Raw genomic sequence first — 3333 nt, 5'->3', positions numbered from 1 at the left:
GCTGCTCGACCGCCGCCGGCAGCGCATCGCGATCGAGCGCCGCCCGCCACTCCGCATCGCGCGCCACGGCGGCCTCGCTCCGCCCGAACCCGCCGCGCGCGAACCAGCCCATCGTTACAGTCCGTGTATCATCGGGGTTGCCACCGTAATCATGCTAGGCGCGGGGCCCGGCGAGCGTCAATCGATCGCGGCGGGTTGCGGCGGCGCCCGCCCGGCGGCATAGCGCCGGCAGCCAGATTGGACGGATGACCGCCTTGAAGACCCGCATCTATGTGACGCTCAAGCCCGGCGTGCTCGATCCGCAGGGACGCGCGATCCACAACGCGCTGGAAGGCCTCGGCTTCGCGGGCGTCGCGGAGGTCCGCCAGGGCAAGCTCATTGAACTCGAGCATGAAGCGGGCGTAAGCGACGCCGATCTCGAGGCGATGTGCCGCAAGCTGCTCGCCAACACGGTGATCGAGAATTACCGGATCGAGCGGGGCTGAGCGATGAAGGCCGCGGTCGTCGTCTTCCCGGGATCGAATTGCGACCGCGATCTCGCGGTGGCGATCGAGGACGTCACCGGCACCGCGCCCGTGATGCTGTGGCACCGGGAGACCGATCTGCCGGAAGGGATCGACCTGATCGCGGTTCCGGGCGGTTTCTCCTACGGTGATTATCTTCGCTCGGGCGCCATGGCGGCGCGGTCGCCGGTGATGCGCGCGGTCACCGGTGCGGCGGCGCGCGGGGTGGCGGTGCTTGGCGTGTGCAACGGCTTCCAGGTGCTGACCGAGGCGGGGCTGCTCCCCGGCGCGCTGATGCGCAACGCGGGCCTCGCCTTCGTCTGCCGCAATGTCGCGCTGGAGGTCGCCAACAACCAGTCGATCTTCACCAGCCGCTATGATGCGGGCGAGACGATCGCGATCCCCGTCGCACACCATGACGGCAATTATGTCGCCGACGATGCCACGCTCGATCGACTGGAGGGCGAAGGGCGCGTCGCGCTTCGCTATGCCGAGCCCGTCAACGGCTCGGCGCGCGATATCGCGGGCATCGTCAACGATGCGGGCAACGTTCTCGGCCTGATGCCGCACCCGGAACGCGTGATCGAGGACGCACATGGCCGGACGGACGGACGGCGCCTGTTCGAAAGCCTGCTCGCCGCCATCGGCTGACCCTCAACTCTCGCGATCGATCTCGACCCGGTTCCGCCCGTTATGCTTGGCGCGGTAGAGCGCGCGATCCGCGCGTTGCAGCAGATCCTCGCCCAGTTCGCCGTCCCGCAGCATCGCCACCCCGGCCGAGAAGGTGACGTTGCCGATCGGATGGTCGTCGGTCTTCGAGCGCAGCACGCGCGTCGCGAGCTGCGCGCGGATCGCATCCACCCGCAGCGCCGCCTGCTCGGCGCCCGCGCCATCGAACATCATCACGAATTCCTCGCCGCCGTGCCGCCCGACGAACACGTCCTGCCCACCGCCGTCGGTCAGGCAATCGCTGACCAGCCGCAGCACGCGATCGCCGAGCGCATGGCCGTGGCGATCGTTGAGCACCTTGAAATTGTCGATGTCGCAAAAGGCCACGCTCAGCGCCTGCCGCGCGGCGGTGGCGCCGCCGATCGCCGCCAGCAGCGCCTTGTCCAGCGCGCGGCGGTTGGGCAGGCCGGTCAGCGGATCGCGCTCGGCCAGCGCGCGGGCTTCCTCGAGATCGCGGCGCAGATTTGCGAGATCGGCGCTCATCCCGCGCAATCTTTCCTCGGCGCGGCGCGTGCGCGCCAGCATCGTTTCGGTCGCCTCGATCACCGCGCCGGCGACCGTGGCGGGCAGGTCCGCGCCGCCGAACATCCGGGCGCCCTCGGCCAGCACGCTGCCATAATCGCGCACTTCGTCCGCCGATCGATCGACGATATCGCTGGCACCGTCGAGCTGCCCGCGCGCCGCCTCAATCAGCTTCGCCAGCGCCGCCGCCAGCGCATCGACCGACCTTGGATCGACCGCCGCATCCTCCCAAGGCGGGTGGTCTACGGCTTCCTTATCGGGCCCGCCGCCGATCAGGCGCCGCAGCCATGTCTTGACGCCGGCGCGACGCGCATTGGATCGGGAGAGCGAGGGATCGTGGTACACGCACCAAGAACGACATGCTTGAGCCGCGATTAAGCCAGGTTCTCAGAAATGGGTGAGAACCGCTCGGTTGAGGTCGCGCCGCGCCTTGCTATAGAGGCGGTGACAATGGACATTGAGAAAATCGCGCCCGCCATCGCGCTCGTCGACGATGACCGCAACATCCTGACCTCGGTCTCGATCGCGCTCCAGGCCGAAGGCTTCATCGTGCGCGTCTATTCGGATGGGGAGGCGGCGCTGAAGGCGCTGACCGACAATCCCCCCGATCTCGCGGTGCTCGATATCAAGATGCCGCGGCTCGACGGCATGGAGCTGCTGCGGCGGCTGCGCGAGAAGAGCGCGCTGCCGGTGATCTTCCTCACCTCCAAAGATGATGAGCTCGACGAGGCGCTTGGTCTCGCGATGGGCGCCGACGATTATATCTCCAAGCCCTTCTCGCAGCGCCTGCTGATCGCGCGCATCCGCGCGATCCTGCGCCGCGCCGAACTGCGCAACGCCCCCGAGGGCGCCGAGGGCAGCCCGCCACCGGAAAAGGTGGTGCGCGGCCGGCTGGAAATGGACCCCGCGCGCTACCAGGTTACGTGGCTGGGGCGCGAGGTGACGCTGACGGTCACCGAATTCATGATCCTCGAGGCGCTGGCCCAGCGGCACGGCGTCGTAAAAACGCGCGACCAATTGATGGATGCCGCCTATCAGGACGACGTTTATGTCGACGACCGGACCATCGACAGCCATATCAAAAGGCTCCGCCGCAAATTCCGGCAGCTCGATCCGGAATTCAAGGCGATCGAGACGCTTTATGGGGTTGGCTACCGTTTCGCGGAAGGGTGACGATCCGTTCGTCGGCTGGTTCGGCCGGCTGACGCTGACCGGCCGTATCCTCGCGGTCAACGTCTTCGCGCTGGGCGTGCTGGCGGGCAGCTTCCTCTATATCGACAGCTATCGCAGCAAGCTGATCGACGATCGCATCGGCCAGGCGGCGATCGAGGTGCGGATGGCCGCCGCCGCCGTCGCCGCGGCGCCGCCTGTGGCGCGCGCCCCGCTGATGGCGCGGCTCGGCATCGCCAACGAAAGCCGCCTCCGCCTCTATCCCGATGCCGACGGCGCACCGATCGATAGCTGGGCGTCCGGGCCCGCCACCTACGAGCTCCGCGATCCCCGCCAGGAGCCGTGGCGCAAGCGCGCGGCGCGCGCGATGGACCGGCTGATCGATACGATCGTCGGCGCCGAACGGCCC

The 3333-nt window shown here is 68.3% G+C and carries 5 protein-coding genes; 4 read left to right on the top strand and 1 reads right to left on the bottom strand.

The annotated features are described in order from the left end of the window. The first annotated feature begins 254 nt into the window (after nucleotides 1–254). Both purS and purQ read left to right on the top strand, forming a co-directional pair. Nucleotides 255–485, top strand: coding sequence for a phosphoribosylformylglycinamidine synthase subunit PurS (gene purS / locus HUU94_RS03970; protein WP_174273816.1), 231 nt, complete (start codon nucleotides 255–257; stop codon nucleotides 483–485). A gap of 3 nt (nucleotides 486–488) precedes the next feature. Beyond that, nucleotides 489–1154, top strand: a complete 666-nt coding sequence (gene purQ, locus HUU94_RS03965; protein ID WP_174273815.1) for a phosphoribosylformylglycinamidine synthase subunit PurQ — start codon at nucleotides 489–491, stop codon at nucleotides 1152–1154. A gap of 3 nt (nucleotides 1155–1157) precedes the next feature. Here purQ and HUU94_RS03960 read toward each other — a convergent pair whose 3' ends face one another. Further along, nucleotides 1158–2099 (bottom strand): GGDEF domain-containing protein, encoded by a 942-nt coding sequence (locus HUU94_RS03960; RefSeq protein ID WP_174273814.1) that lies wholly within the window; start codon nucleotides 2097–2099, stop codon nucleotides 1158–1160. Between the two features lie 120 nt (nucleotides 2100–2219). On the opposite strand from HUU94_RS03960, the gene HUU94_RS03955 reads away from it, so the two are divergent. Further along, on the top strand, nucleotides 2220–2927 hold the full coding sequence (locus HUU94_RS03955) for a response regulator transcription factor (protein ID WP_174273817.1): 708 nt from the start codon (nucleotides 2220–2222) through the stop codon (nucleotides 2925–2927). Continuing rightward, nucleotides 2896–3333, top strand: a 438-nt coding sequence (locus tag HUU94_RS03950) for a sensor N-terminal transmembrane domain-containing protein (protein WP_174273813.1), incomplete at its 3' end; no start/stop codon positions are given. The genes HUU94_RS03955 and HUU94_RS03950, both read left to right, overlap by 32 nt.

It is taken from the genome of Sphingomonas bacterium, from assembly GCF_903644055.1.
Lineage (GTDB): Bacteria > Pseudomonadota > Alphaproteobacteria > Sphingomonadales > Sphingomonadaceae > Sphingomonas_I.
Note: the sequence above shows the minus strand (reverse complement) of the source record. Positions and strands in the feature narration are given on the sequence as shown.

Excerpts from the sequence above, each read along its gene's own strand:
- purQ (WP_174273815.1), top strand. The coding sequence starts at position 489 with ATGAAGGCCGCGGTCGTCGTCTTCCCGGGATCGAATTGCGACCGCGAT.